Source organism: Amycolatopsis echigonensis, assembly GCF_014174495.1.
GTDB classification, from domain to species: Bacteria; Actinomycetota; Actinomycetes; order Mycobacteriales; family Pseudonocardiaceae; genus Amycolatopsis; species Amycolatopsis echigonensis.
This window is the reverse complement of the sequence record NZ_JACJHR010000018.1, coordinates 108028-128915: the sequence shown is the minus strand read 5'-3', so window position 1 is coordinate 128915 and position 20888 is coordinate 108028. Positions and strand designations below refer to the sequence as shown.

25 protein-coding genes are annotated in these 20888 nt (G+C 69.6%); 5 read left to right on the top strand and 20 right to left on the bottom strand.

Features of this window, described 5'->3' with window-relative positions; all coding sequences use genetic code 11:
- Nucleotides 1-209 precede the first annotated feature (209 nt).
- Nucleotides 210-2390 carry an RNA polymerase recycling motor ATPase HelR gene (gene helR / locus H5411_RS15365; RefSeq protein WP_183124183.1) on the top strand — a complete coding sequence of 727 codons (2181 nt, stop codon included), beginning with the start codon at nt 210-212 and terminating at the stop codon, nt 2388-2390.
- A 3-nt stretch (nt 2391-2393) separates the two neighbouring features.
- Here helR and H5411_RS15360 read toward each other — a convergent pair whose 3' ends face one another.
- Nucleotides 2394-3359, bottom strand: coding sequence for an Lrp/AsnC family transcriptional regulator (locus H5411_RS15360; RefSeq protein ID WP_183124182.1), 966 nt, complete (start codon nt 3357-3359; stop codon nt 2394-2396).
- A 105-nt stretch (nt 3360-3464) separates the two neighbouring features.
- Here H5411_RS15360 and H5411_RS15355 point away from each other — a divergent pair, with 105 nt between their 5' ends.
- Entirely contained in the window at nt 3465-4877 is a 1413-nt protein-coding gene (locus tag H5411_RS15355; RefSeq protein WP_183124181.1) for an amidase, read from the top strand.
- A 65-nt stretch (nt 4878-4942) separates the two neighbouring features.
- On the opposite strand, the gene H5411_RS15350 is transcribed toward H5411_RS15355, so the two are convergent.
- Entirely contained in the window at nt 4943-5278 is a 336-nt protein-coding gene (locus H5411_RS15350) for a hypothetical protein (RefSeq protein WP_208637224.1), read from the bottom strand.
- A gap of 423 nt (nt 5279-5701) precedes the next feature.
- Nucleotides 5702-6298: a gamma carbonic anhydrase family protein gene (locus tag H5411_RS15345; RefSeq protein WP_183124180.1), complete on the bottom strand. Its 597-nt coding sequence runs from the start codon at nt 6296-6298 to the stop codon at nt 5702-5704.
- A gap of 79 nt (nt 6299-6377) precedes the next feature.
- Between H5411_RS15345 and H5411_RS15340 the strand changes: the two genes are divergently transcribed.
- A complete protein-coding gene (locus tag H5411_RS15340; RefSeq protein ID WP_183124179.1) occupies nt 6378-7031 on the top strand; it encodes a dienelactone hydrolase family protein in 654 nt (217 codons plus the stop codon).
- A gap of 34 nt (nt 7032-7065) precedes the next feature.
- The gene (locus H5411_RS15335; protein ID WP_101433855.1) at nt 7066-7473 is read left to right on the top strand and encodes a DUF2267 domain-containing protein; all 408 of its coding nucleotides are present in this window, start codon (nt 7066-7068) and stop codon (nt 7471-7473) included.
- Between the two features lie 181 nt (nt 7474-7654).
- Here H5411_RS15335 and H5411_RS15330 read toward each other — a convergent pair whose 3' ends face one another.
- From H5411_RS15330 to H5411_RS15265, 14 genes are all read right to left on the bottom strand, one after another.
- Nucleotides 7655-9757: a xanthine dehydrogenase family protein molybdopterin-binding subunit gene (locus tag H5411_RS15330; protein ID WP_183124178.1), complete on the bottom strand. Its 2103-nt coding sequence runs from the start codon at nt 9755-9757 to the stop codon at nt 7655-7657.
- Nucleotides 9754-10758: an FAD binding domain-containing protein gene (locus H5411_RS15325; protein WP_183124177.1), complete on the bottom strand. Its 1005-nt coding sequence runs from the start codon at nt 10756-10758 to the stop codon at nt 9754-9756. The genes H5411_RS15330 and H5411_RS15325 overlap by 4 nt, the downstream gene beginning before the upstream one ends.
- On the bottom strand, nt 10755-11312 hold the full coding sequence (locus tag H5411_RS15320) for a (2Fe-2S)-binding protein (RefSeq protein ID WP_183124176.1): 558 nt from the start codon (nt 11310-11312) through the stop codon (nt 10755-10757). Before H5411_RS15320 ends, H5411_RS15325 begins: the two co-directional genes overlap by 4 nt.
- Nucleotides 11313-11409: 97 nt before the next feature.
- The gene (locus tag H5411_RS15315; protein WP_183124175.1) at nt 11410-11706 is read right to left on the bottom strand and encodes a gas vesicle protein K; all 297 of its coding nucleotides are present in this window, start codon (nt 11704-11706) and stop codon (nt 11410-11412) included.
- Nucleotides 11707-11717: 11 nt separating this feature from the next.
- The gene (locus tag H5411_RS15310; RefSeq protein ID WP_183124174.1) at nt 11718-11930 is read right to left on the bottom strand and encodes a gas vesicle protein; all 213 of its coding nucleotides are present in this window, start codon (nt 11928-11930) and stop codon (nt 11718-11720) included.
- Nucleotides 11897-12649, bottom strand: coding sequence for a GvpL/GvpF family gas vesicle protein (locus H5411_RS15305; protein ID WP_183124173.1), 753 nt, complete (start codon nt 12647-12649; stop codon nt 11897-11899). Before H5411_RS15305 ends, H5411_RS15310 begins: the two co-directional genes overlap by 34 nt.
- Entirely contained in the window at nt 12646-12984 is a 339-nt protein-coding gene (locus H5411_RS15300) for a gas vesicle protein (protein ID WP_183124172.1), read from the bottom strand. Before H5411_RS15300 ends, H5411_RS15305 begins: the two co-directional genes overlap by 4 nt.
- 14 nt (nt 12985-12998) lie before the next feature.
- Nucleotides 12999-14036: an SRPBCC family protein gene (locus H5411_RS15295; protein ID WP_183124171.1), complete on the bottom strand. Its 1038-nt coding sequence runs from the start codon at nt 14034-14036 to the stop codon at nt 12999-13001.
- Nucleotides 14029-14631: a hypothetical protein gene (locus H5411_RS15290; protein ID WP_183124170.1), complete on the bottom strand. Its 603-nt coding sequence runs from the start codon at nt 14629-14631 to the stop codon at nt 14029-14031. The genes H5411_RS15295 and H5411_RS15290 overlap by 8 nt, the downstream gene beginning before the upstream one ends.
- 13 nt (nt 14632-14644) lie before the next feature.
- A complete protein-coding gene (locus tag H5411_RS15285; protein ID WP_183124169.1) occupies nt 14645-14881 on the bottom strand; it encodes a gas vesicle protein GvpG in 237 nt (78 codons plus the stop codon).
- The gene (locus tag H5411_RS15280; RefSeq protein ID WP_183124168.1) at nt 14881-15609 is read right to left on the bottom strand and encodes a GvpL/GvpF family gas vesicle protein; all 729 of its coding nucleotides are present in this window, start codon (nt 15607-15609) and stop codon (nt 14881-14883) included. Before H5411_RS15280 ends, H5411_RS15285 begins: the two co-directional genes overlap by 1 nt.
- Complete coding sequence (locus tag H5411_RS15275; protein ID WP_220816966.1) at nt 15606-16046, bottom strand: gas vesicle structural protein GvpA; 441 nt, start codon at nt 16044-16046, stop codon at nt 15606-15608. Before H5411_RS15275 ends, H5411_RS15280 begins: the two co-directional genes overlap by 4 nt.
- A 20-nt stretch (nt 16047-16066) precedes the next feature.
- Entirely contained in the window at nt 16067-16333 is a 267-nt protein-coding gene (locus H5411_RS15270) for a gas vesicle protein GvpO (RefSeq protein WP_183124167.1), read from the bottom strand.
- Nucleotides 16334-16599: 266 nt separating this feature from the next.
- Nucleotides 16600-17514, bottom strand: a complete 915-nt coding sequence (locus tag H5411_RS15265) for a hypothetical protein (protein WP_183124166.1) — start codon at nt 17512-17514, stop codon at nt 16600-16602.
- A gap of 187 nt (nt 17515-17701) precedes the next feature.
- Here H5411_RS15265 and H5411_RS15260 point away from each other — a divergent pair, with 187 nt between their 5' ends.
- The gene (locus tag H5411_RS15260) at nt 17702-18445 is read left to right on the top strand and encodes a S1 family peptidase (RefSeq protein ID WP_183124165.1); all 744 of its coding nucleotides are present in this window, start codon (nt 17702-17704) and stop codon (nt 18443-18445) included.
- Between the two features lie 59 nt (nt 18446-18504).
- Here H5411_RS15260 and ligD (H5411_RS15255) read toward each other — a convergent pair whose 3' ends face one another.
- The 3 genes from ligD (H5411_RS15255) to H5411_RS15245 are packed head-to-tail and all read right to left on the bottom strand — an operon-like array spanning nt 18505 to nt 20866.
- The gene (gene ligD, locus H5411_RS15255) at nt 18505-19368 is read right to left on the bottom strand and encodes a non-homologous end-joining DNA ligase (RefSeq protein ID WP_183124164.1); all 864 of its coding nucleotides are present in this window, start codon (nt 19366-19368) and stop codon (nt 18505-18507) included.
- Nucleotides 19365-20309, bottom strand: a complete 945-nt coding sequence (gene ligD / locus H5411_RS15250) for a non-homologous end-joining DNA ligase (RefSeq protein WP_183124163.1) — start codon at nt 20307-20309, stop codon at nt 19365-19367. The genes ligD (H5411_RS15255) and ligD (H5411_RS15250) overlap by 4 nt, the downstream gene beginning before the upstream one ends.
- Nucleotides 20306-20866, bottom strand: coding sequence for a DNA polymerase ligase N-terminal domain-containing protein (locus tag H5411_RS15245; RefSeq protein ID WP_183124162.1), 561 nt, complete (start codon nt 20864-20866; stop codon nt 20306-20308). Before H5411_RS15245 ends, ligD (H5411_RS15250) begins: the two co-directional genes overlap by 4 nt.
- Nucleotides 20867-20888 lie beyond the last annotated feature (22 nt).

Here is a 20888-nt window from a genome sequence, read left to right as displayed (position 1 = left end):
ACCCGCCGACCGCACAACCCGCCGACCGCACAACCCGCCGACCGCACAACCCGCCGACCGTCACGACTCCAGGCGAGAAAAACCGCCGGAAAACGCCAATCCACCCAGCCACTTGACAGAAGGTGGACAATAAAAAATCGACGCGTCTTCACCAGGAAATCAGAAGTTCGCGCCGAATCTGGTTTCAGAATAACAGCAGCGAGGGGCACTTGTCAACTCAGGGGTACGAGGAAGAACTGCGGTCCGAACAGGACTACGTCGCCGGGCTGTACCGGCGGCTCGACGACGAGCGCGGGCGGGCCAAGGAGCGTTACACCGCTGCCCTCAAACGAAACGACGAGGCTCCGGGCGAGCGCGACGTCGAGGTGCGCGCGCTCGCTCGCGAAACGCGGCGGTTGGCGGTCGCCGACTCCGGGTTGTGTTTCGGGCGGCTCGACCCGCTCGAAGGCGACCATTCCTACATCGGCCGGATCGGGCTTTTCGACGAGGACGACGAGTACAAACCCGTTCTTCTCGATTGGCGCGCGCCGGCGTCGAGCGCGTTTTACACCGCTACCGCCGCCAACCCCGAGAACATGCGGCGGCGACGCCAGTTCCACACGCGCGGACGCCAGGTCGCCTCGTTCACCGACGAGGTCTTCGGGCGGCCGGACAGCGGCGAAAAGACCGACGCCGACGCCGCGCTGCTCGCCGCGGTCAACGCGCCCCGCGGGGAGGGGATGCGGGACATCGTCGCGACGATCCAGGCCGAGCAGGACCGCATCATCCGGCTCGACCACCCGGGTGTCCTGGTCATTGAGGGAGGGCCGGGAACCGGGAAAACCGTCGTGGCGCTCCACCGCGTCGCGTATCTGCTCTACACGCAGCGCGAGCGGATGGAGCGCCACGGCGTGCTCGTCCTCGGGCCGAATCCGTCGTTCCTGAACCACATCAGCCGCGTGCTGCCGTCGCTCGGCGAGTCCGACGTGGTGTTCACCACCCCGGGCGGACTGCTTCCGGGGTTGCACGCGCACGCCGAGGACGAGCCGGAAGTCGCGCGCTTCAAGGGATCTCTGCGGATGCTCGACGTCCTCGACGCGGCGGTCGCGGACCGGCAGGAGCTGCCCGAGGAACCGATCCTGATCGAGCTCCGCGACACCACGGTCCGGATCGACGCGGCGACCGCCGAGTGGGCCCGCGACGAGGCGAGGCAGAGCGGGCGGCCGCACAACGAGGCGCGGGCGGTGTTCGTCGAGATCGTCACCTACGTCCTCACCGAACGCGCCCTGTCCCGCATCGGGCGCGGCTGGCTCACTCGCGACGACAAGGAGGAATGGGAGGACTTCCGCTCCACGCTCGTCAAGGAACTCCTCGCCGACCCGGCCTTCGTCAAAGCGATCGACAGCCTCTGGCCCATTCTGACCCCGGAAAGCCTCCTGACCACGCTGTACTCCTCCCCCTCCCGGCTCAACGCGGCCGGCGCCAGCCCGGCGCTGCTGCGCGAGCCGGGCGCTCCCTGGACGGTGTCGGACGTCCCGCTGCTGGACGAGCTGGTCGACCTCCTGGGCAAGGCCCCGGACCGGGCGAAGCAGCGGGAGGACGCGGCCGAACGCGAGGCCGAGGCCGAGTACGCGGCCGGCGTGCTCGACATCATGCGGCTCGACCGCGAGGAGATGGACGAGGACATCGGCCTGTCCGCGGAGAACCTGCTCTACGACACCGATCTGGCTGACCGGTTCGTCGAGCACGACACCCGCGACCTCGCCGAACGCGCCGCGGCCGACCGGGACTGGACGTACCGGCACGTCGTGGTCGACGAGGCCCAGGAACTGTCCGAAATGGACTGGCGGGTGCTGATGCGGCGGTGCCCGAGCCGGTCGTTCACCGTGGTCGGCGACCTGGCGCAGCGCCGGTCGGCGGCGGGCGCGACGGACTGGGGCACGATGCTGGATCCGTACGTCCCGGGCCGTTGGGCCTACCGTTCGCTCACTGTCAACTACCGCACCCCGGCGGAAATCATGGCCGTCGCGGCCGCGGTGCTGGCCGAGTTCGCACCGGGGGTGGAGCCGCCGGAATCGGTGCGCGCGTGCGGTGTCCGGCCGTGGTCGCGGAAGGTCGCCGAGGATGAATTGCCCGCGGCGGTCGAAGAATTCGTCCGCGACGAGGCAGCGCGCGAAGGAACCAGCGTCGTGATCGGGCCGCCGGATGTGCCGGGCGCGGTGCCCGCCTCGGAGACGAAGGGGCTGGAGTACGACGCCGTGCTCCTCGTGGACCCGGACCGGATCCTCGCGGACGGTCCGCGCGGCGCGGCTGAGCTGTACGTCGCGCTGACCCGGGCGACGCAACGGCTCGGCGTGCTGCACCGCGGCGCGTTGCCGTCGGTGCTGAACGGGTTGGAGGAGCGGGTCTGACCGTCAGGAGCGCAGCTCGGGCGCGAGGACGCTGCTGCGCTTCAACGCTTTGAGCACCACCCCGGTATGCACCGAATCCGCCTGCCGGGACCAGCCGGAGCTGCCGACGAACTCGTGCAACGCGGCGATGTCGGGCAAGGTCACGTCAGCGAGCAGCTGATACTCGCCCGTCATCGCCGCCGCGTACCGCACATACGGCGAGCCCAGCAGGGCGCGCCCGATGTCGTCGACGTCGTGCGGGCGGCACCGGATCCACAGCAGCGCCTCGACCGGCAGCCCGAGCACGGCCGGTTCCACCACCGCCCGGATGAACACCTTTTCCTCCCGCCGCAACGCTTCCAGCCGACGGCGGACGGTCGATTCCGAAATCCTGGCGGCGCGGGCGAGTTCCTCGTGGGTCCGCCGGCCGTCCTCGCGCAGCGCACGCACGATGGCGCGTTCGTCGCTGCTGAAGGCGACGCCGTCGGGCTGCCGGGGTTGCGGAGTCGGCTGCGGCAACGAGCAGATCGCCTCCGTCTCGGCCGGGCTGAGCAGGCCGGGCTGCCATTCGTGGATGGTGCGGTAGTACCGCGTGACGGTATCGGCCGTCAGATCGTGCAGGCCGGGGATTGCCGCCATCTCGTCGAACAGGAAGGTCGGCAGCCGGTTGCGGTCGCAGAAGACCTCGGCGACCAGTTCGCCCTGTCCGGTGATGAGGTAGCAGAAGCTCGTCTCCGGCCGTCCGGCGAGGGCGGTGCCCGCGGGACGGCCGAGCCCGGCCCGGCAGCGTCCGCGCACCAGCAGCGGGACGCCGTGCGGGGAAACGGCGACAACCGTCACGACGCCGGTGCTCAGCAGATGCGTCCCGCGGCGGGCCACAGTGCGTTCCGGCGCGCCCAGCACCTCGGCGATCCGCCGCCAGGACGCCCGGCCGTCGACTTGCAGCGCGCCGGCGATCCGGCGGTCGAGCGGGTCCAGCTGTGCGGTCATCAGCCAATACTGTGGCTGATTCCGTCATTTGTCGAGCAGGTCTTGTCCAACCCCGGCACGACGAGAGAGGCTTCGCACGGACGCCGCCGTCGAGAAGGGAAGCCAGTGAGCGCTGAAGAGATCTGCTACCTGCCCGCCCGCGAGCTGGCCCGGCGGCTGCACGCCCGCGAGGTGTCCGCCCGCGAGGTGACCCAGGCCCATCTCGACCGGATCGAGCAGGTCAACCCCCAGATCAACGCGATCGTCACCCTCACCGCCGAGCGCGCGCTGAGCGAGGCCGCGGCCGCCGACGAACGGCTCGCGCACGGCGAGGAGGTCGGTCCGCTGCACGGCATTCCGGTGGCGCACAAGGACACGCACGACGTCGCCGGGGTCCGCACCACCTACGGCTCCCCCATTTTCGCCGACCACGTGCCCGACAGCGACACCCTCGTCGTCGAGCGGATCCGGAACGCGGGCGCGATCACGCTCGGCAAGACGAACGTGCCGGAGTTCGGGGCCGGTTCGCACACTATGAACCCGGTCTTCGGGGCCACGCGCAACCCGTACCGGCGGGATCTGTCCGCGGGCGGCAGCAGCGGGGGCGCGGCGGCCGCGCTGGCCGCGGGCCTGCACCCGCTCGCCGAGGGCAGCGACATGGGCGGCTCGCTGCGCAATCCGGCGTCGTTCTGCAACGTCGTCGGGCTGCGTCCGTCGCCCGGCCGCGTGCCGACCTGGCCCGCGACGCTGCCGTGGGAGGCGCTGGGCGTGCAGGGTCCGATGGGCCGGACGGTCGCCGACGTCGCGCTGCTGCTCTCCGTGATCGCCGGGTACGACGAGCGCAACCCGATCGCGCTCGACCTGCCCTCCGCGCCATTCGCCGGATCGCTCGACGCCGACCTGACCGGACTGCGTGTCGCGTGGTCGCCGGATCTGGGCGGCCTGCCGGTCGACCCCGCGGTCACCGCGGTGCTGGAACCGGCGGTGAAGGTGTTCGCCGAGCTCGGCTGCCGCGTCGAACCTGCCTGCCCGGATCTCGCCTCGGCCGACGAGGTGTTCCGAACCCTGCGCGGATGGCTTTTCCACGCCGGGTTCAGCAGTCTGCTCGAGGAGCATCCGGACCAGATGAAGCAAACGCTCGCCGACAACATCGCTTTCGGCGCCACGCTTTCCGGTGCCGACCTCGCGAGCGCGCAGACACGCCAGCTGCAGCTCATCACCGGGATGCGGGAGTTCTTCACCCAGTACGACCTGCTGCTCGCGCCGGTGAGCCAGGTGCCGCCGTTCCCGGTGGAGTGGGAGTACCCGGAAACCGTTGCCGGGCAGCCGATGCACGACTACCTGGAGTGGATGCGGTCGGCGTACTCGATCTCGGCGACCGGGTGCCCGGCGCTGTCGGTGCCCGCGGGGTTTACCGAGGACGGACGTCCGGTGGGGCTGCAGATCATCGCGCCGCTGCGGGGCGAGCTGGGGCTGTTGCGGGCCGCGCACGCTTTCGAGCAGGCGACCGGGCACGGGAACCGGCGGCCGGTCTTCTGAGGCGAGGCCGCGGGCAGGGTCCGTGAAGGACTCCTCGCGGGAATCAGATTCCTTCAAGGAGCCCTTCACGGCCCGGGACGCAGCAGCCGCGCCCAGCAACCGCGCGGTCTCGCGAGGCGCGCCGGCCAGTGCGTGCGCCCTGCCAACCCCTCCAGCGCCAAGGCAATCGCTCGTGGATCCTCCGTCCGGCGAGCTATCTCGTACCCTTCCTGCTGCCGCAACGCGGTCTCCGCGTCACCGCGCAATTCGGCAGCAAAACCGAGTTCCGCGAGAATCAACGTGTTTCCCGGCTCGAAATCGACCTGCTTGTTCCACTCGAGCAGCGTATGCAAATGCTTCTCGGCGAGCTCGAGGTCGCCCTCGCGCCGGGCTCCGAGGGCCAGCCCGGTCAGCGCGTACATCTCCCCGGCGTGCGGCTGCGGTCCGGGGCCCGTTCAGCGCGGGCGAAGCGGTGGCCGCGCCCGCCGTCCGCCGTCCGCGCTGGTCGGCGGACGGCGCTTCCCGGGCCGCATCGTTCGTGCTATGCCGCTGGGGAGGGCGTTTCTCGAGGCGTGGTAGCTGTTTTACTGCCGTCTCCCGGTCCGCCTGGCGGTGGGTGCGGGCCAGGCGGGCGATGCTGCGGCGGGGTGCGCGCTCCGAAAGGATCGGCGTAATAACCGAGCCGCTGTTGCCTTCTGCGCAACGCGTTTCTCACCGGGACGATGACAGCCAGCCCAGCGCCGAGCGCAAGCACGGAGAGAACGGCGATGATGACTATCGCCCACCAGAAGATGTCCACGGCCCCAGTGAACCGGTGCGGCACAACTTCCGGCAATCGGCCCCGGTCATTCGTCAAGAACCCGATCGTCCCTATGGGAACCGTAGAACTCCGCCTGCCGGAGCATGAGTTCGCGCATCGAGGCGCCCCTCGGCATCCCGTACACGGTGCCCGGGAAGTCCAGGGTGCGCTGGACCTCCCACAACTCGTCGTGCCGGTCCGGGGAGAAGAGCTCGGCCGGGTTGCCCGCGGCGATCCAGCCGATGGGGAGCACCGCGCCGGGTTCGAGGCGGGAATTGACGTGCAGCACGCTGTTGATCCGCAACTCCGCCCCGGTGCCGGCGACCGCACCTGGGAACAGCGAGGCACCGGTCGCCACGAAAACCTCGTCCTCGACCACGGCTCCGTTGACGTGCGCGTGCGGCCCGATCAGGACCGCGTCGCCGAGCGTCACGGGATGCGCCGTCCGGCCTCGGACCAGTGCGTGTTCCATGAGCACGACGTCCGAGCCGGTCCGGATTTCCCCGTCTTCCGCGGTGAGCACCGCCCCGTGCAGGACCCGGGCTCGTTCGCCGAGGACGACTGCCCCGCACAGCACCGCGGACGGTGCGACGTACGCCGATTCGGGTACCACGGGCCGCTGCCCTCGATGTTCGATCAGCATCGGCCCACGCTCACCCCGCCGCCCGTTTGGCGGCCGCCTCGCGGGGATATCCGAATGCGACAGAGGCCAGGAGGAAGCCATGACGGAACCGTTCGCGGTCGGCACCGGGACGTCGACGGCCGAGGGTGATTTGACGGTGCCGGCCGATGCAATCGGAGTGGTGGTTTTCGCGCACGGTTCGGGCAGCTCGCGGCACAGCCCGCGCAACCAGGCGGTCGCCCGGGCCCTGCAGGACCACCGCTTCGCGACACTGCTGTTCGACCTGCTGAGCGCAGACGAGGACAACGACCAGTCCCGGTTCGACATCGGGCTGCTGCGGGACCGGTTGCTGCGCGCGCTGGACGACCTCGGCCGCCATCCCGGGGTGACCGGGCTGCCCGTGGGGCTGTTCGGAGCCAGCACCGGAGCCGCCGCGGCGCTGAGTGCGGCGGCGGCCCGGCCGGACGTCGTGCGGGCAGTCGTTTCCCGCGGCGGCAGGCCGGATCTGGCCGAGGACGCCCTGGCGGAGGTGCGCTGCCCGGTGCTGCTGATCGTCGGAGGGAACGACGACACCGTGCGCAGGCTGAACAAGGCCGCCGCGGGGCAGCTGCCCGGCGACCGCGAACTGGTGGTCGTGCCGGGAGCCGGGCACCTGTTCGAGGAGCCCGGCGCGCTGGAGCAGGTCGCCGAGGCCGCCGCCGGGTGGTTCGAGCGGCATCTCCCGGACGGCGGCGACCACGCCTTCGCTCTGTGACGGCGTGGTCGCCACAGACGGAAGGAAGGAGCTCATGCAGCACGACGAGCTGATCGGCAAAGTCCAGGACCGCGCGCACCTGCCGAGCCGCGGCGACGCCGAGCGGGTGACGCGGTCGGTGCTGGAGACGCTGGGCGAACGGATCCCCGAGCAGACGGCAGAGCATCTCGCCTCGCAGCTGCCGCTGGAGATCGCCGAGCATCTGCGGCGCACGATCACCATGGGCGGCGCCGGGACCGGGGAACGGTTCGGGCTGAACGAATTCGCCGGACGAGTCGCCTATCGGGGGCGGATGACCGAGCCGGACGCGGTGTACGGATCGCGGGCGGTGCTCGAAGTCGTCGGCGAAGCGACCCACGGCACGCTGGACAAGGTCCGGGACACGCTGCCGGGCGAACTGCGCGACCTCATCGACGCGGGCAGCAGCGGGCCTCTGCACTAGCCGCCACTACCCGCCGTGAAGCCTGCCCGGGGCCGTCTTACCGCCGCGCATCGGGCGGGCCCGGCGACAGCTTGTCGGGACACGCTGCTCAGCGAACTACGCGACGTCATCGACGCAAGCAGCAACGGGCCCCCGCATCAACCGCCAATACCCGCGCCGCGAAACCTGCCCGGGGCGCGTTTTACCGCCGCACACCGGGCAAGCCCGGCAGCAGCTTGTCGAGCGTGATCGGCAGGTCTCGCACCCGGACTCCGGTCGCGTGGTGGACCGCGTTCGCGACAGCCGCCGCCGTTCCGACGATGCCGATCTCGCCGATTCCCTTGCTGCCCATGGGATTGAGGTGCGGATCGGTCTCGTCGAGCCAGTCCGCGCGCAGGTCTTCGACGTCGGCGTTGGTCGCGATGTGGTACTCGGCGAGGTCGTGGTTGACGACGTGCCCGAACCGCGGGTCGAGGACGCTGTTCTCGTGCAACGCCATCGACAGGCCCATGGTCATGCCGCCGAGCAGCTGCGAACGCGCGGTCACCGGGTTGACGATCCGCCCGACGGCGAACGTGCCGTGCAGCCGCGACACCCGGACTTCGCCCGTGTCGGCGTCGACCCGCACCTCGGCGAACTGCGCCCCGAACCCATACGTGGCGTAGTCCTTCTCGTCCGGGTTTTCCGGGGTTTCGGCCTGTGCCTCGTCGCCGTCGCCGGGGTCGGCGCCGTACTTGTCCCGGAAGGCCCGCGCGGCCGCGACCACGGCCGAGCCCCACGACGCGGTTCCGGTCGAACCGCCGGCCACCGTGGCTTTCGGGAAAGCGGTGTCGCCGATCCGGACGTCGACGGAATCGGCCGGCACGTCCAGTGCGTCCGCCGCGATCTGCGGCAGGATCGTCCACGCGCCCGTCCCCAGGTCGGCCGCGCCGATTTCGACGGCGTAGCGGCCCTTTTCGTACCGGACCACCGCGCTCGACCCCGGCATCCGCTTCGCCGGGTACACCGAGGCCGCGACGCCGCTGCCGACCAGCCACGGGCCGTCGCGGCGGACGCCCGGCCGCGGGTCTCGCTGGTCCCAGCCGAAGCGTTCGGCTCCGGTGCGCAGGCATTCGACCAGGTGCCGGCTGGAGAACGGGCGGCCGGACTCGGGATCCCGCTCCGGTTCGTTGCGCACGCGCAGGTCGACCGGATCGACGCCGAGCGCCTCGGCGAGTTCGTCCATCGCCACTTCCGGGCCGAACATGCCCGGGCACTCCCCCGGCGCGCGCATCCACGACGGCACCGGCACGTCCAGACGGGCGAGCCGGTGACTGGTGGATCGGTTCCTCGCGGCGTACATCATCCGGGCTGGCGCCGCGGTCTGCTCCGCGAACTCCTTGATCCGCGAGGTCTGCTCGACGACGTCCATGCCGATCGAGTCCAGCCGCCCGTCGGGGTCTGCGCCGAGGCGGACCCGCTGGATCGTCGGCGTCCGGTACCCGGCGAGGCTGAACATCTGCTGCCGGGTCAGCGCGAGCTTCACCGGACGGCCCGGCACGGTCCGGGCGGCCAGCGCGGCGAGCACGACGTTGGCATGCGGCATGCCCTTCGAGCCGAAGCCCCCGCCGAGGTAGGGACAGATCACCCGGACCCGCTCGGCAGGCAGGCCGAACACTTTCGCCACGGTGGACCGCACCGAGTGCACACTCTGGGTCGAATCCCACAGCGTCAGCATGCCGTCCTCCCACAAGGCCGTCGTCGTATGCGGCTCAAGCGGGTTGTTGTGGTACATCGACGTGCGGTAGGTCTGGTCCACTGCCACAGCGGCCCCGCTGAACGCGGTGTCGAAATCGCCCTCGCTGGTGTCGGTCGGGAAGCTCGGGTTCACCTTGTCCGGCTGGTACAGGTCAGGATCGTCGGCCCTGAGCCGGGTGTCGAAGGGATCGGTCTCGTACTGGACGTCGACGAGTTCCGCCGCGTGCCGCGCGGTCTCGGAAGTTTCGGCCAGGACGAGCCCGATGACCCTGCCGCGAAACGGTATTTCGCAGTCCTGCAGCACCGCGAGTTCCGCGTCGTCGGTGTCGGCGAGCCGTTCCGCGGTGAAGGGAGTGATCAATTCCCGGACGCCGTCGAGGGATTCGGCTTCGACAGCGCTGATCCGCACACAGCGACCGCGAGCGATGGCCGCCTGAATCGGATAGCAGTACAGCGGTGCTTCGGCGGGGTGTTCGTAGGCGTACGGCGCGGTGCCGGTGACCTTCGCCGGGCCGTCGCGGCGGGTGAACCCGCGTCCGATCGCTCGCGGTTCCAGCAGTTCGGTCATCGGTCGCGCTCCTCGGCGGTCAAGTCGCGCAGCACGGCGGCCAGGGTGCGCGCGGCGAGCGGGATCTTGAACGCGTTCCCTCCGCCGAGACCGTCCAACGGCCTGGCGTCCGCGAGTTCCGCGTCGGCGGCCGCGCGACAGACGTCGTTACTGGGCCGCGCACCGCGGAGGACCTGCTCGGCACGCTGGGCGCGCCAGGGTTTGTGTGCCACTCCGCCGAAGGCGACCCGGACGTCCTCGATCACACCGTCTGAAATGGACAGTCCAACTGCGACAGAGACGAGCGCGAAGGCATAGGAGGCCCGGTCGCGCACCTTCCGGTAGGTCGATCGGCGCGACCAGGACGTAGCGGGCAGCGTGATGTCGGTGATCAGTTCGCCGTGCTCGAGTACGGTGTCGCGCTCCGGGTGCTCGCCCGGAAGCCGGTGCAGTTCCGGGAAGGGGAGCACCCGTTCGCCAGCCGGGCCGAGCACGTGGACGCGCGCGTCAAGCGCCGCCATGGCCACCGCCATGTCCGAGGGATGTGTCGCGACGCACTGGTCGGACGCGCCGAGGATCGCGTGATGCCGCGTGTAGCCGCCGAGGGCAGAGCAGCCGGACCCGGGCGAACGCTTGTTGCACGGCGTCGTGACGTCCTGGAAGTAGACGCATCGGGTGCGCTGCAACGGGTTTCCGCCGACGGTGGCCATGTTCCGCAGCTGCGGCGACGCCCCGGACAGCAGCGCTTCGGCCAGTACCGGATACCGCTCCCGGACCCGCTGGTCGGCTGCGAGGTCGCTGTTGCGGACTCCCGCGCCGATCACCAGTCCGCCGTCGTCCTCACGGATCTCGGCCGACAGCAAGCCGGTCACGTCGACAAGACGATCCGGCCGTGCCACGCCCAGCTTGAGGTGATCGACAAGGTTGGTGCCGCCGGCGAGGAACATCGCGGACGGCTCGGCCGCCACGGCCCGCACCGCTTCCGCCGTCGTCCCCGGTTTGCCGTACGCGAACGGCTTCATCGCTGTTCTCCCGCCTCGCGGACCGCCGCGACGATCCCCGCGTAGGCGCCGCAACGGCAGAGGTTCCCGCTCATCCGCTCGGAAATCTCCCCGTCAGTCCACTTCGGAGATTCGGTGACGGGCTTGGTGACGTGGCTGGGCGCGCCGTCGCCGAACTCGGCCAGCAACCCGGCCGCCGAACAGACCTGGCCCGGCGTGCAATAGCCGCATTGAAACGCGTCGTGCTCCACAAAGGATCGCTGCAGCGAATGCAGCTCGCCGTCCTCCGCCAGACCGGCGGCTGTAGTCACTTCGGTTCCGTCGCAGGACAGCGCGAGCGTCAGGCAGGACAGCACTCTGCGACCGTCGAGCAGGACTGTGCACGCCCCGCACTGGCCGTGGTCGCAGCCCTTCTTGGCGCTGTACTCGCCGAGCTGCTCCCGCAGCAGGTCCAGCAGGGTGCGGCGCGGATCCACGGTCAGCCGGTGTTCGGTCCCGTCGACCCGCAGCGCGATCGTCCGGGCCGCACCGGCGGTGTCCGGCCTCGCCCTCGTTTCCGTCTCGCCCGGTCCCATACGGCCGCCATACCCGCTCGTCCCGGCCCCAAACTTCCGCCTGGTCACGAGGCGGGTGCCGATCCGGCGGCGAACAGCTCGTCCTTTCCTTCGCTGGTCACAACAGCGTCCCCAAGGGACCGAGGTCGAGGTTCAAATCCGCGGCGGAAAGGTCGTACCGGTCGCGAAGTTCGGCCAGTCGTTCTTCGAGCAGCATCAGGGTGAGCCCGAGACGTTCCTCCTGCTCCTCGGTCAGCCCGCCTTCCTCGACGCGACGCAAGGCCTGGCGTTCCATCAGCTGCCGGAGCAGTTCGATGATGGTCAGGACCAGCTTCATCAGGTCGCGTTCCACCGAGTCCGCGTCTGTCTCCAGGCGGGCGGGCAACGCTCCGAGGAGGCGTTCGGCCTCGTGCATCGTCGCTCCTTTCACCAGGGCACCGGGCGGTCTTCGCGGACCGAGGTGATCAGCGCACGCAGGGAAATGTGCACCAGGTCGACCTCGGCGACCGACAGCACCAGGTCTCCGGTGAGCACCACGCCACCGGCGAGCAGCCGGTCCAGCAGGTCGACCAGGGCGAGCCGGTCGGTGTGCTCCACCGCGGCAGTCACGAGATCCCCGCGAAGGAGTACGGGGCCCACGGACCGGTGACCTCGACCTCGATTCCGGCCACGCCCGATTGCCGCAGGCGCGCGAGCTCGGCCAAAAAGCGCTCCCGGCCGGTGTCGGGCACCAAACAGGCCAGGTTGAGGATGTTGCTGTCGGCGCGGCCGGTCAGGGCCGGGTCCTGGTTTCGGTGCCGGTGGACATCCGCGGACAACTCCGCGAGTTCTCGCTCGATTCGCTCGGCGACCCCGACCGCTTCGTTCGTCCGAGCGTCCCTCGTCTGGCGTTGCCGGAGCCGTTGCCGCAAGTAGGAACGTCCGTCGGCGGGTGCTTCGGCAGGCGTCTCCGGTGCGGGGGAACCGCCGAGCGAGGCGAAGACTTTGACACCCCATTCGGCGTGATCCCGGACCCGGCGCAAGGCCTCCGAAAATTGCGCCGCATGGTCATCGAGCATTTCCCGTACCCGATGCTCGTCCCGGTAGATCGTCGCCATCCGCAACGGCAACACTCCCGTCCGGCGGCTCGCCTCGTCCACCACGGCGTTGTGCGCGCGGGCGATTTCCTCCAGCCAGGGAAGGTTTTCCAGGTTTTCCCGCAGCGCGGCCTCGCCGAACTCCTCGTCCGGGACCGGACTGACCAGCGCGGTCAGCCCAGCCCCGGACACCGCGGAGACCGGGCGGTCACGGAGCCCGGAAATGCCCGCGGCCGGGTTTTCCGCCGCGGATTCGGCGACCGCGTAGCAATACCAGCTCACTGTTCCGCTCGCTCTCCCCGCGCGAGTTCGAGTTGCGCGCGCAGTCGTTCGTTCTCCTCCAGCAGATCCTGGCGCCGCGAGTCCGACGTCAGCGACGGATCGTGCTCCCACCAGTCGATGCCCATTTCCTTGGCCCGTTCGACCGACGCGACCAGCAATCGGACCTTGATGGTCAGCAGCTCGATGTCGAGCAGGTTGACCTGGATGTCCCCGGCGATCACGATGCCCTTGTCCAGCACCCGTTCCAGGATGTCGGCGAGGTTCGCACCGCCGCCGGAACCCGCCGGGCGGGACACGCCGAGCGGTCTTCCGGCGGTCAGGCTGGACTCGCTCATCTGCTGCCTCCTCGTCACCGCGCCGAAACGGCCCGGCGGCCCCGGGGACGTTCGTCCTCAGGTTCGTCGTCTTCCTCTTCGTCTTCCTCGTCTTCGTCCTCGTCGAAGTCCTCTTCGTCCTCGTCTTCCTCGGGGAAATCCTCGTCCTCGGGCTCGTCGGACTCGTCGGTGTCGGTGTCTTCCTCGCGCCGTTCCTCCCCGCCCTCTTCGTCTTCGCGCACCTGTTCCGGGGTGCGCACGACCTCGCCGTCGCGGATCTCGCCGCGCCAGCCGTCGCCCGAGGCCTCCCCGGCCATCATGATGAACCGGCGGAAATGCTTGAGGTCCAGCCGCGCCCGGCGGCCCTGGGCCCGCCAGATGTTGCCGGTCTTCTCGAACAGCCCGGACGGGTAGTACTCGATGACCAGCAGCACCTTCGTCAGGCTCGGAGCGAGCTCGTGGAAGGTGACCACGCCTTTGATGGTGCCCTTGGCCCCCTCGGTGGTCCACGCGATCCGTTCGTCCGGAATCTGTTCGGTGACCGTGGCCTTCATCGAGCGGTTCGACCAGAAGACCTTGAACCGCCACTGCGAAGTGGTCTCGTCGGTCTGCTCGGCGCTCGTGACGCCCTTGGCGAAACTGCTGAACTTCTGGAATTCGGTCCACTGGTCATAGGCCTCGCGAACCGGCACACCGACGTCGATGTCCTCGACGATGTTGATGATCTTCTTGCCGCCGGAACCCTTGCCGCGCTTGCCGAACAGACCTGAAACCGAGTTCTTGAGCGCTTTGCCGCCGGCCTCGACCACCGATTTGACCGGCGACTTCCCTTCGGCGAGTTTTTCGCCGGTGCTGAACAATCCCTTCACCGAGCCGCTGCCGCCCGCGTCGGCCAGCCGCCGGGACGCCTCCCCGAGTTTGCTGCCCGCCGAGGACATCACGTGTTCGGCTTTCGCTTGCGCGTACTCCTCGCCGGCGTGCAGCAGCTGCTCTGTCGCGGGATTGCGCGAGGCCAGTTCCCGAAGCTTCGCCAAGGGACCGAGTTCGTCGTTGTCAGAACGGGATTCAGCCACGGTTCACCCCCGAAGCACCCGAGGAACGCTTCTGCGTACGGCCTCCCGAGGAAGCCCGTTTCCGAGAGGTCGAACTCGACGAACCACCGGACGTCTTGCGCGCGGGCTTGCTTTCCTTTTGCGCCGCGCTGCGCGGTTTCGCCGGACGTTTGCGGGCACGGGGCCGGGATTCGCTTTCTTCCGCACCGCCGTCCTCGTTGTCGTCGCTCTCGTCCACGTCCTCGGGCTCGTCCGAGTCGTCAGAGTCTTCGTCCCGGCCGGTGAGCGCCGCCGGAAGACCAGCGGCCTTGTCCCGCAGAGTGTCGGTGCGCTCCTGCAGCGAACCGGCCAGCCGTCCCGCCTGATGCGTCAGGATGTCCGCGGCCAGGGTCTTGCCCGCGCCCAGCACCTCGTCCCGCACCTGATCGCGGACCCCGGCCAGTTCGGGCGACGAAGCCAGTTCGTGCGTCACGTCCGACAGCAACTTCTTCGGGTCCAGGTTCAGCTTCTTCCCGATGAGCCACGCACCCATGGTGATGGCCAGTTTGGCTTTCTTCCGTCTCCCGAGCACGTAACCGCCGACCACGGCGGTCGCGATCTTCATTCCCGGTGTCATCTGTTCGCTCCGTTCATCCGGCAACCCCCCGGTCGAATTCTTCGAGCAGATCGAGTATTTCGTCCTCTCTGCGGTCGAACTCCTCCTCGGTGATGCCGCCGGCCACCAGCTCCCTTTCCAGGGAAACCAGTTCCCTCCTCAGCTGCGCGATCCGTTCCTGCTCGGCGGCGTCGATGAGCTGTCCGGTCACCCAGGCGGCTCCCCGCACCGGCGCGAGCGGAAGCAGGAGAACCTCGCCGAGCAGGCCCATTACTGATCCTCGGTGAAACTGTAGGGCGGCAGCGGTCCCTGCGCGCGGACTTCCGCCACCTCCTCGACCAGCGTCGCCAACCGCTGCACCGCGTCCTGGAATTCCTCCGTTTTCTCGTGGGGCACCAGGAATGAGCAGTTGAAAAAGCAGCCATCGACTCGCGGTCCCGGCTCATGCTCGGACGCCAGCGGAAGCAGATAGCGGAGAACCGCGTCGGCGTCCTCGCTTTCCCGCTCCTCCAGCCGGCCGGCGACCAGTTCGCCGAACCGGACCTGCTCCGCTTCGCCGCGTCCGGCGTCCTCCCGCAAGCTCGCGGCCAAGTTCCGGATTTCCTCGTCGTCGGCGAGGATCTGGCCCAGGACGGCCTCTTCCCGGTGCGCGACTTTGACGTTCATCTCCGCGTGCCCGCGAACCCGTTGCAGAGCCGCCGTGTACACGTCGGCTTTGGCCGCGATCTCCTCCGCCACAGCGGTATCGTCGTCCGCGACGATACCGAAGCGCATCGGCAAGGTCGGCCCTTCTTCGCACAACGCCTGCAGGATCTCTTGGTGGGCAAGCAAATCTCGGCGCTTTGCCCGCAACTCGCCCTCGACGTCGCCGACCACCGCGCTGAGTTTGTCTCCGGCCCGCACCACCCGCGCCGGAGCAGGCGACGGTCCGACGCCGCGCAGGCCGCCCACTTCGGCGGGATGGTCGGCGAACGTGATGCCGTAGAGATAAGTGCTCATCCGCTCGTCCTCGCGGTGCTGCGGCGGCTGCGGCTGCGCGGCCGTTCCTCAGCCTCGCCGTCGTCGTCCTTGTCGCTGGACTTCTGGAACTGCTCGGCGAACGTCTCGACCGCACCGCTCAGCGCGCCTTTGGATTTTCCTTTCGCGCCTTTCTCGCTCACGTCGCCCACCAGATCGGGCAGCGTCGTGGCACTCGACGAGCGCGTGAGGTCCAACCGGTTGCACGCCTGCGCGAACCGCAGGTAAGTGTCCACACTGGCCACGACGATCCGTGCGTCTACCGTGAGCAATTCGATGCCCACCAGCGAAACCCGCACGAACGCGTCGATGACAAGACCCTTGTCCAGGATCAGTTCGAGGACGTCGTAAAGGTTTCCGGTGCCCGGTCCGCGTTGCGGCTGACCGTTCGCCCCCGACCGTCCGGTCGCCATGGTCATGGAAATCTCCTCTCCTTTCCTCATACGTCGATCTGGCCGCGCGCGTACCGCCGGACTTGCTCGTAACCGAGGAATCCGCCCTGTCCGTCGACCCGCACGCAGTACGTGGCCATCAGGCTGGTGGTGTCCGGGACCCGTTCCAGCTCAAGGACTTCCACCAGCAGCTTCCATCCGTCGCCGTCCTTGGTGAACGCCGACACGGATTCGATGTCCTTTTCGGTCAGCTCCTCGAACACCGCACGCGCGTCGCGCATCAGCCCGGCGGGCGACCGGCCGTTCTCAGCCATCGCGCCTCCGGCCCTCTTCGCGTCCGCTTTCGTCTGGCCGATGAAACATGTGGTGTCGGCTACCCGGGCCGCCCCGGCCAAAACTGGCTACTCGCCAGGAAAATCGAAATTAGGCCGAACAGCGCAGCGCTGCCCGCCAGTCAGCACAGATGTCGAACGCTCAGTAGCCGATCGCGCGCGAAGCGCGCTGCCGCAGGCGAAAAACCCTTTCCGTCCACGAAGGACACACCGCCGGTGTCCTCAGTGGATCGCGGACGGTCACCGATTCACCACTGCCATCGCATTCCGTGAATTCCCGGCCCCTGCCCGGTCCGGATCACGTGCGCGGGCTCGCCGGGCCGCAGCCGCACTTCCGCGGTCTCCAGCTCCGGCCCGGTCAGCGAATCCTGCCGGTACGCCACGCATTCCGCGGGCAGCGCCGCCGGATCGAAACGCACTTCCATCAGATGTTCGGCGACGGGCAGCCGGAACCGCCGGTCGTAGCGCGAATCCGGTTCCTCGTCCCGGAAGGCGCACCGGTACTCCACGATCGCCGTCTCGCCGGGAGCCAGCGGGTGGTCCAGCACCAGTTCAGTCACCGAGAACGCTTGCTCCGGCCTCGTCCGCACGCAGCCGGGGCGGCAGTACCGCGCCGACTCCAGCTCCGGCGACCGCCCGGGCGTGTACCCGCGCAGCGCCACGATGCGCGCGAACGCCGGTTCGTCCCGCGCCCGCAGCACCTCTCGCACGTGGAGACTGCGCATCCGTCCCCCGGCGTCCACGTGCAGCGTTTCGTGCACGCTGACCGATTCCGGTGACGGGTCCTCGAACGAATTCAGCACCATCGGAAGCAGGCTGCGGTTCTCCCACAACCGGTCCCATCGCGCCGCACGAGGGGCCGGGGCCCCGGTGCGCGGCTGGTCCAGCAACGCGCGCAGCGCACCCGGCGGCACGTCCAGCACCGATTCCAGCAAAGCCAGCGCCCGCAACGATTCCGGCCGTTCCGGACGACTGCGGCCCATGCGCCACGAGCTGAGGGTCGTCGTGCTGACGGGCACGCCGGACGCCGCCAGCCGTTCGCGCAGCCGCGCCAGGCCGAGGCCGCTGCGCTCGATCGCCAGGGTCAGGGCGCGTTCGAACGGGCCCTCGGCCAGCGCCTGGACCAGCACCTCCCTGCCCGCAGCCGGGGCGAACAACCGCATTTCGCCTCTCCTGGGAAAACGGACCCGTCGCAACGGATTGTCGGCATCCGTTCACCGGTTGGCAACCCGCCGAAAGTCGCGTCGCCTCCGCTTGCCCGCCACGGGCGGTTCGGCGGATTCCGCCGCCCGACCGCGCTGCTTACGTTCGAAAACGTCCCCATCGGAACCGCTTTCCCCAAGGAGCGACATGCGCGCACTCTCCCGGGCCTTCGCCGTGCTGACCGGTTCCTGCGCGGTGCTCGGCGCGTTCGCCGTGACCCCGGCGTCCGCGAGCCCGGCGGCACCCGCCGCCCAGCCGTCGATCATCGGCGGCAGCACCGCGCAGAACCCCGGCTACATCACGCGGTTTAACGGCCACGCGAACGGCTACACCTTCTTCTGCACCAGCACGCTGATCGGCAGCCGGTGGGTCCTCACCGCGAAGCACTGCATGTACGACAACAACGGGCAGCGCCTCACCGACATCGACCTGTACATCGGTTCCAACAGCGCCAGCGGCGGCGTGCACGCCAAGGCCGCCTCCACCTACGTCTACTCCGGCGGCGACCTGGCGTTGATCAAGCTGGACACCGACGGCGGCAGCACGTTCGCTCGTCTCGCCAGCAGCTCCACCGACGCGCAAGAGGGCGACAGCGCCACCGTCTACGGCTGGGGCGCGACGCAGAGCACCGACGAGGGCCATCACCAGTCAAGCGTGCTGAAGCAGGCCGTGGTGACCATCTCGGACACCCAGGACACCGACAACGCGGGCGGCCCGGCAATCACGGCGAGCACCCCGAACGGCGCGGTGGCCGGCGGCGACTCGGGCGGCCCGATGGTCGACGACGGCATCCAGGTCGGTGTGTGCTCGACCAGCGACCGCTCCAGCTCCACGACCTACGGCAGCGTCGCCGCCGGGCGGGACTGGATTCAGCAGGTCTCCGGAGTCTGATGGGCACGGTTCCGCGCCGGAGGGGTCCGTGCGCACCCCTCCGGCGCGGGCCGCGCGGCTCAGCTGAGCTTCTCCAGCGCCTTCTCCGCCGACCCGGCGTCGTTCCCCATCCCCCGCCACGGGTCGTCCTTGCGCGCCAGCCGCCGGTGCAGCTTGTCCGGACCCCAGCCGTTCGGCTCGGCCTTGCCGAGTTCCGACCAGTCCAGCGGGGTCGCCGAGGCCGCTCCGGGGCGGGCGCGCAGGGAGTACGGGGCCACGAACGTCTGGGCGTAGCCGTTGCGGTTCGCGTCGACGAAGACGCGGTCGCCGCGCTTGTCCTTGCGCTGCGCGGTGGTCAGGTGGTCCGGATCGGCGGACGCGACGCGGTCCGCCAAGGCTCGCGAGAGTTCCAGGACGACGTCCGTGGTGGCCGTGGCGTCGAGGGGTGCCACCACGTGGAAGCCGCGGCCGCCCGTAGCCTGCAGGTACGCGCTGAGTCCGGCGTCGGCGTAGTGGTCGCGGACGCGGCGGGCCGCGGTGCGCAGGTCGGCGACGTCGGTGCCGTCCGGCGGGTCCAGGTCGAGCACCAGCAGGTCCGGCTTCTCCGGAGCGTCCACAGTGGACAGCCAGACGTGGAACTCCACCGTGCCCTGATCGGCCAGGTACAGCAGCGAATCCTCGTCGTCGCACACGACGTACTCGTCGGTGCCGCCGCCTCGCCGCGGCACGCGTTCGGTGCGCAGCCACGACGGGAAGTGCTCGCCCGGGTGCTTCTGGAACCAGCCCTCGGCCTCGATGCCGTCCGGATAGCGCCGCAGCGTAAGCGGCCGGCCGCGCAGGTGCGGCAGCATCGCCGACGCGACCGTGCGGTAGTGCTCGACGACGTCGCCCTTGGTGAGGCCGTCGTCGGGGTAGAAAACCTTGTCGGGATGGGAAATCTTCACGGGTGCTCCCGGATCACGTCGGACGGCTTCTTGTCCTCGCGCAGGCCGGTGAACCGCGGATGGCGCAACCGGCCGTCGCGCGTCCACTCGGAAAACCCGATCTGGGCGACCAGTTCGGGCCGTACCCAGTGCGCACCCGGCTCGCGCACCGGATCGGCGAACGGCGAGCGGTCGGTTTCGCGCCGGGTCAATTCGGCGTGCAGCGAGGTCAGAAGCTGGTGGTCGAAGCCGGTGCCGACCTTGCCCGCGTACCGCAGCCGCCCCTTTTCGTGGTAGCCCAGCAGCAGCGCGCCGAAGCCGAGCCGGCTGCCCCGCGGGGCGGTGAACCCGCCGATCACCATTTCCTGCCCCTGCTGGCATTTGAACTTCAGCCAGTCCGGCGAGCGGCCGTGGTGGTACGGCGCGTCGGCGCGTTTCGCGATCACACCCTCCCAGCCACGACGGCACGCCTCCTCGAAGTACTTCTCCCCTTCGGTGTTGCGGTGCGCCGACAGGCGGAGCGGGTCGTCGAAGACGAAGGCGTCGCGCAGGATCGCCTTGCGCTGGCGCAGCGATAGCGGCGTGGTGTCCTGATCGTCGTAGTACAGGAGGTCGAACAGGTAGTAGTACACGCGTACGCCGGTCGCGCGGGCGCGCTCCAGATCAGTGAGGTGGATGCGCGGCTGGAGCGCGGCGAAACTGGTCTGGTCGCCGTCGAAGGCCACGATCTCGCCGTCCGCGACGAAGCGCGGTCCCCCTTGCGCGGCAAGGGCTTCCACGATCTCCGGGTACGCGTTGTCCATCGCCTTGCGGTTGCGGGAGTACAGCGTGGGGGTGCCGCTGTCGCGCACGCAGATGGCGCGCACTCCGTCGAGCTTGCGCTCGTAGATCCAGCCCTCGTCGGAGAAGCGGCGGTCGGTGAGCGTGGCGAGGGTCGGCTCGCGCCAGCCGGGCCCGGTCATTCGAGGTCCCGGTTGGTGCGGCCGGTGAGCACGGATTCGGGCTGCGTTTTGGCGGGTTTGCGCCGGCGGTCGGCGCCCTCGTCGTTCTTTTTGATCAGCAGCCACTGCTCCTGGCCAGACGAGTCGCGGCGGATCAGGGAAAAGGCGCCTCGCAGCTTCTCGCCGTGCAGGCCGACCTTGAGGTGGCCGGCTTCGAGGGCTTGTTCCGCGGACTCGTCGGTGAGCACGTCGAACGTGCCGGTGTCCCACACGATCACGGTGCCGCCGCCGTACTCGTCGGCGGGGATGGCGCCCTCGAAACGGGCGTAGTCGAGCGGGTGGTCCTCGGTGCGGACGGCGAGCCGCCGGTCCGAGGGATTCAGCGACGGGCCCTTCGGCACCGACCACGAGACGAGCACGCCGCCGATCTCCAGGCGGAAGTCGAAGTGCAGGCTGCTCGCGTCGTGCCGCTGGACGACGAACACCGGTTCGGCGTTCCCGCGGCCCCCGCTCGGTTCGGGAGTCCGGCGCGGGTCGCGCTTGGCCCGGTATTCGGCCAGCCGGTCCTTCGAGGGCATCCCACCACCTCCGGTCGCCCGG

Bases quoted from the DNA above. Each gene is read 5' to 3' on its own strand.
- H5411_RS15285 (WP_183124169.1), bottom strand. From the start codon at position 14,881: ATGGGCCTGCTCGGCGAGGTTCTCCTGCTTCCGCTCGCGCCGGTGCGG.
- H5411_RS15290 (WP_183124170.1), bottom strand. From the start codon at position 14,631: ATGACACCGGGAATGAAGATCGCGACCGCCGTGGTCGGCGGTTACGTG.
- H5411_RS15350 (WP_208637224.1), bottom strand. From the start codon at position 5,278: ATGTACGCGCTGACCGGGCTGGCCCTCGGAGCCCGGCGCGAGGGCGAC.
- H5411_RS15265 (WP_183124166.1), bottom strand. From the start codon at position 17,514: ATGCGGTTGTTCGCCCCGGCTGCGGGCAGGGAGGTGCTGGTCCAGGCG.
- H5411_RS15330 (WP_183124178.1), bottom strand. From the start codon at position 9,757: ATGACCGAACTGCTGGAACCGCGAGCGATCGGACGCGGGTTCACCCGC.
- H5411_RS15320 (WP_183124176.1), bottom strand. From the start codon at position 11,312: ATGGGACCGGGCGAGACGGAAACGAGGGCGAGGCCGGACACCGCCGGT.
- H5411_RS15315 (WP_183124175.1), bottom strand. From the start codon at position 11,706: ATGCACGAGGCCGAACGCCTCCTCGGAGCGTTGCCCGCCCGCCTGGAG.
- H5411_RS15360 (WP_183124182.1), bottom strand. From the start codon at position 3,359: ATGACCGCACAGCTGGACCCGCTCGACCGCCGGATCGCCGGCGCGCTG.
- H5411_RS15325 (WP_183124177.1), bottom strand. From the start codon at position 10,758: ATGAAGCCGTTCGCGTACGGCAAACCGGGGACGACGGCGGAAGCGGTG.
- H5411_RS15275 (WP_220816966.1), bottom strand. From the start codon at position 16,046: ATGACCATGGCGACCGGACGGTCGGGGGCGAACGGTCAGCCGCAACGC.
- H5411_RS15260 (WP_183124165.1), top strand. From the start codon at position 17,702: ATGCGCGCACTCTCCCGGGCCTTCGCCGTGCTGACCGGTTCCTGCGCG.
- H5411_RS15345 (WP_183124180.1), bottom strand. From the start codon at position 6,298: ATGCTGATCGAACATCGAGGGCAGCGGCCCGTGGTACCCGAATCGGCG.
- H5411_RS15340 (WP_183124179.1), top strand. From the start codon at position 6,378: ATGACGGAACCGTTCGCGGTCGGCACCGGGACGTCGACGGCCGAGGGT.
- ligD (WP_183124163.1), bottom strand. From the start codon at position 20,309: ATGACCGGGCCCGGCTGGCGCGAGCCGACCCTCGCCACGCTCACCGAC.
- H5411_RS15280 (WP_183124168.1), bottom strand. From the start codon at position 15,609: ATGAGCACTTATCTCTACGGCATCACGTTCGCCGACCATCCCGCCGAA.
- H5411_RS15300 (WP_183124172.1), bottom strand. From the start codon at position 12,984: ATGAGCGAGTCCAGCCTGACCGCCGGAAGACCGCTCGGCGTGTCCCGC.
- H5411_RS15270 (WP_183124167.1), bottom strand. From the start codon at position 16,333: ATGGCTGAGAACGGCCGGTCGCCCGCCGGGCTGATGCGCGACGCGCGT.
- H5411_RS15245 (WP_183124162.1), bottom strand. From the start codon at position 20,866: ATGCCCTCGAAGGACCGGCTGGCCGAATACCGGGCCAAGCGCGACCCG.
- H5411_RS15335 (WP_101433855.1), top strand. From the start codon at position 7,066: ATGCAGCACGACGAGCTGATCGGCAAAGTCCAGGACCGCGCGCACCTG.